This window comes from Azospirillum formosense (assembly GCF_013340925.1).
GTDB classification, from domain to species: domain Bacteria; phylum Pseudomonadota; class Alphaproteobacteria; order Azospirillales; family Azospirillaceae; genus Azospirillum; species Azospirillum formosense.
In genome coordinates this window covers 1-4255 of sequence record NZ_WHOR01000381.1, presented here as the reverse complement: position 1 = coordinate 4255, position 4255 = coordinate 1, and the positions used below count along the sequence as shown (strand labels likewise).

The window sequence follows — 4255 nt, the reverse complement described above, 5'->3', positions numbered from 1 at the left end:
CCCCCTCCTCCGCCCGCAAGGCGTGGATCGGCGGCAACCTGAACGCCCACGGCGCGCTGACCGTGGACGCCGGCGCGCTGTCGGCGCTCGCAAAGGGGGCCAGCCTGCTGCCCGCCGGGGTGCGCGCCGTCGAGGGCGACTTCGAGCGCGGCGACGTGGTGGTGGTGAAGGCGCCGGACGGGCGCGAGGTGGCGCGCGGCCTGACCGCCTACGCCGCCGAGGACGCCCGCCGCATCGCCGGCCGCAAGAGCCACGAGATCGAAGAGATCCTCGGCTACCGGGGCCGCGACGAGATGATCCACCGCGACGATCTGGTGGTGCGGTGAGCGGTTCGATCGTGGGCCGCCCGCCCCTCCAGGCCATCCTGTGGGACATCGACGGCACGCTGCTCGACAGCGAGCCGTGGCACCAGCGCGCCACCATCGCGGTCTGCCGGCTGCACGGCCATGCCCTGTCCGACACGGACTACGCGGCCACGCTGGGCGTCGCCTTCCCCGAGCTGTACGCCCGGCTGCACGCCGCTCGCCCGATGGCCCTGACCTTCCGGGAATGGGCGGACGCCATCACCGACCTCTATCTGGAGCGCATCGCCGAGGTCGAGGCGCGGGCCGGCGCCCTGGCGCTGGTCGACGCCTTCGCGGAGCGGGGGCTGCTGCAGGCCTGCGTGTCGAACAGCGGGCGCCGCGTGGTCGAGGCCAACCTGCGCCACATGGGCAGCCCTCATTTCCTGTTCGGCCTCAGCCGCGACGACGTGGGCAAGGGCAAGCCGGACCCCGAGCCCTACCTGACCGCCGCCGCCCGCCTCGGCGTGCCGCCCGCGGCCTGCGCGGTGATCGAGGACAGCCCGACCGGCGCCCGCGCCGCCAGGGCCGCCGGCATGCTGACCATCGCCTGGCCCCAGCACGCCGACCTGCTGTTCGAGGCCGCCGATCATGTGGTGGAGGACCCGGCGGCGCTGGATTGGGATAGCCTGTGCGGCCTTGCGGAGCGCATGGCGGCGGACTGACCGCCGCCGGCCTCTAGGGCGGCCTCAGCCCTTCGTGACGAAGAAATAGACCGTCATCGCCACGCCCACGACGATCACGAACTTGCGCAGGACCGGCGGCGGGATGTGGCGGGCGACGGCGGCCCCGGCGTAGCCGCCGGCCATGGCGGCGACCAGCATGATCAGCGCCTCGTTCCAATAGACCGCGCCGCCGAAGACGAAGGCCACCACGGCCACCGCATTCAGGCAGCCGGACACCAGCGCCTTCAGCCCGTTCATCGCGTGCAGGTCGGTCAGGCCGAAGACGCCCAGCGTCGCCAGGATCAGGATGCCGATCCCCCCGCCGAAATAGCCGCCGTAGATGGCGATGAAGAACTGCACGATCAGCACCGTGGCGTGGCCGACCTTGAAGTTGCGGCGGATGTAGGCCGACACCTTCGGACCGAAGGCGAACAGCACCGTCGCGAACAGCAGCAGCCAGGGGATGACCGCCTCGAACACCCGCTGCGGCGTCCACAGCAGGAGCAGCGCCCCCAGCAGCCCGCCAACCAGGCTGACGCCGAGGAAGGCCGGTAGGCTGACCTCCTTGATCCGCCCCAGCTCCCGCCGGTAGCCGTAGGCGCTGGCCAGCGCGCCCGGCGACACCGCCACCGTGCTCGTCGCGTTGGCGTTCAGCGGCGGCACGCCGGCCATGATCAGCGCCGGGAAGGTCAGGAAGCTGCCGCCACCGGCCACGGCGTTGAGCACGCCCGCAAAGAAGGCGGAGACGATCAGCAGCAGGGTCAGCATGGGGCCACGGTCCGGCGGGTGGAAAAAGCCCGCGGACTATGCCCTCTCGGCAAAGCTTACGGTACTGCGTTTTCGGCGGTGCGGTAATTCACATGGCGCTGTTGTTGGTTCAGCGGGCCGGAGGAAGCGTACGGAGGTAGGCGACCAGGGCGCCCAGCTCGCCGTCGCTCATGCCCTTGTAATAGTGATAGCCCATGGGCGGGCTCAGCCGGCTGCCGTCGGGACGTACACCCTCCGTGATCGCCTTGCCGATCTCCGCGTCGGTCCAGCCGCCCAGCCCATGCTCCTTGTCCTGCGTGATGTTGCGGGACACGGCGTTGCCCCACGGCCCGGTGAAGTTGCGTCCGCCGGCCCCCATGCGGGTCGTGTCGAGCCGCCCGTCCGGCAGCATCGGCGTGTGGCACTCCATGCAGTGGCCGAGCGGGCCGGCCATGTACGCGCCGTACGTCACCGGGTCCGTACGCGGCACCTCCGCCACCGTCCCGACCGGCGGGCCATAGGCGGCGGGCAGCGCCATGCGGTACTCCGACTTCGGGACAGAATGCCGCACCGGCGGCACGCTGCGCAGATAGGCGACGATGGCGCGCAGGTCACCGTCCGACAGGCCGCGGTAGAAGCCGAAGGGCATCGGCGGGCCGATCAGGCTGCCGTCAGGCCGCCGGCCCTCGCGGATGGCGGTGACGAGCTGCTCGTCGGTCCAGCGCCCGATCCCCGTCTCCGGGTCCGGCGTGATGTTGGAGGCGTAGGCGGTGAAGGGGTCCTCGACGAAGGGCGTCCCGCCAGCCATCTCCCGTCCCGCGACCGGGCCGTTCGGCCCTTGCGGCGTGTGGCAGTTGCCGCAGGCGACGATGCCGTTGACCAGGGCGCGCCCCCGCTCCAATGGTGTTTCCGCCCAGGCCGATCCCCCCAGGCACACCATCCCAACGGCCACGGCGGCGCCGCGGCGGACCAGCCGGTTCATGAAAGGCTCCCTCACCGATGTTGCATGACGGCACGCTAACCACGCAACAATCCGCGGCCCAGGCTGAATGTTGAGTATTCCACTCAGCTTTTCGGCTTAGCCGGCATGGCTTTCGCGGAAACACAGGATCGGCTATGGTTCCGGCCCTTTTCAATTGGCGAACGCCACTGGAGTGAGACCGATGTCCGCCCTGCTTGAGACCACCGACGCCTTGCACGATCAGATGCTCGCCCTCGGCCGCGCCGCCCGCGCCGCCGCCGCGGAGCTGGCGACCGTGCCAAGCCCGTCGAAGGATCAGGCCTTGCGGGCGGCGGCGGCCGCTATCCGCGCCCGCAAGGCGGAGATCCAGGCGGCCAACGACGCGGACGTCGCCGCCGCCCGGGAGCGCGGCCTCGCCGGCCCCATGATCGAGCGCCTCGCCCTCAACGACGCCCGCATCGAGGCGATGGCCAAGGGGCTGGAGGACATCGCCGACTTCCCCGATCCCATCGGCGGCGTCATCGCCGAATGGACCCGCCCCAACGGGCTGGCCATCCAGCGCGTGCGCGTGCCGCTGGGGGTGATCGGCATCATCTACGAGAGCCGCCCCAACGTGACCGCCGACGCCGGCGGCCTCTGCCTGAAGTCGGGCAACGCGGCGATCCTGCGCGGCGGGTCGGAAAGCATCCGCTCGTCCGGCGCCATCGCCGCCTGTCTGGCCGACGGGCTGCGCGCCGCCGGCCTGCCGGAAGCGGCGATCCAGCTCGTCCCCACCACGGACCGGGCGGCGGTCGGCCACATGCTGACCATGCGCGACTGTATCGACGTCATCGTCCCGCGCGGCGGCAAGTCGCTGATCCAGCGCATCGCCGAGGAGAGCCGCATCCCGGTCATCAAGCATCTCGACGGCAACAACACCGTCTATGTCGACGCCGGGGCCGACCCGGAGAAGGCGCGCAAGGTGGTGATGAACGCCAAGATGCGCCGCACCTCGATCTGCGGCGCCGCCGAAACGCTGCTGATCGACCGCAAGATCGCCGACGAAGTCCTGCCGGTGCTGGTGAAGGATCTGCTGGACGCCGGCTGCGCGGTCCGCGGCGACGCCGCCGCCCAGGCCGCCGACCCGCGCGTGACCGCGGTGACGGCGGAGGACTGGGACACCGAATATCTCGACGCCATCATCGCCTGCGGCGTGGTGGACGGGGTGGACGGGGCGATCGACCACATCAACCGTCACGGCTCCCACCACACCGACGCCATCGTGACCGAGGACCCGGCGGCGGCGGAGCGCTTCCTCCAGCGCATCGACAGCGGCATCGTGCTGTGGAACGCCAGCACCCAGTTCGCCGACGGCGGCGAGTTCGGCATGGGCGCGGAGATCGGCATCTCCACCGACAAGTTCCACGCCCGCGGCCCGGTCGGGGCGGAGCAGCTGACCAGCTACAAGTATGTCGTGCGTGGCGATGGCCCGGCGCGGCCGTAACACCGCCATACAAGACGCCCCCTCCCACCCCTCCCCCCCCACGCCAGAGGTGGGCGCA

5 protein-coding genes are annotated in these 4255 nt (G+C 71.2%); 3 read left to right on the top strand and 2 right to left on the bottom strand.

The genetic code is table 11. The features are described 5' to 3' along the window. On the top strand, window positions 1–326 hold a 326-nt coding region (locus GBZ26_RS27690), incomplete at its 5' end, for a PUA domain-containing protein (RefSeq protein WP_345772079.1). After that, complete coding sequence (locus tag GBZ26_RS27685; protein WP_174441561.1) at window positions 323–1006, top strand: HAD-IA family hydrolase; 684 nt, start codon at window positions 323–325, stop codon at window positions 1004–1006. The genes GBZ26_RS27690 and GBZ26_RS27685, both read left to right, overlap by 4 nt. Window positions 1007–1030: 24 nt before the next feature. Here GBZ26_RS27685 and GBZ26_RS27680 read toward each other — a convergent pair whose 3' ends face one another. Continuing rightward, window positions 1031–1774 carry a sulfite exporter TauE/SafE family protein gene (locus tag GBZ26_RS27680; RefSeq protein WP_174441560.1) on the bottom strand — a complete coding sequence of 248 codons (744 nt, stop codon included), beginning with the start codon at window positions 1772–1774 and terminating at the stop codon, window positions 1031–1033. A gap of 109 nt (window positions 1775–1883) precedes the next feature. Then, window positions 1884–2735 carry a c-type cytochrome gene (locus tag GBZ26_RS27675; RefSeq protein ID WP_174441559.1) on the bottom strand — a complete coding sequence of 284 codons (852 nt, stop codon included), beginning with the start codon at window positions 2733–2735 and terminating at the stop codon, window positions 1884–1886. A gap of 181 nt (window positions 2736–2916) precedes the next feature. On the opposite strand from GBZ26_RS27675, the gene GBZ26_RS27670 reads away from it, so the two are divergent. Then, window positions 2917–4197 (top strand): glutamate-5-semialdehyde dehydrogenase, encoded by a 1281-nt coding sequence (locus GBZ26_RS27670; protein ID WP_174441558.1) that lies wholly within the window; start codon window positions 2917–2919, stop codon window positions 4195–4197. Window positions 4198–4255: the final 58 nt, after the last annotated feature.

Coding starts and splice junctions, on each gene's coding strand:
- GBZ26_RS27675 (WP_174441559.1), bottom strand. CDS start 2,735: ATGAACCGGCTGGTCCGCCGCGGCGCCGCCGTGGCCGTTGGGATGGTG.
- GBZ26_RS27670 (WP_174441558.1), top strand. CDS start 2,917: ATGTCCGCCCTGCTTGAGACCACCGACGCCTTGCACGATCAGATGCTC.
- GBZ26_RS27680 (WP_174441560.1), bottom strand. CDS start 1,774: ATGCTGACCCTGCTGCTGATCGTCTCCGCCTTCTTTGCGGGCGTGCTC.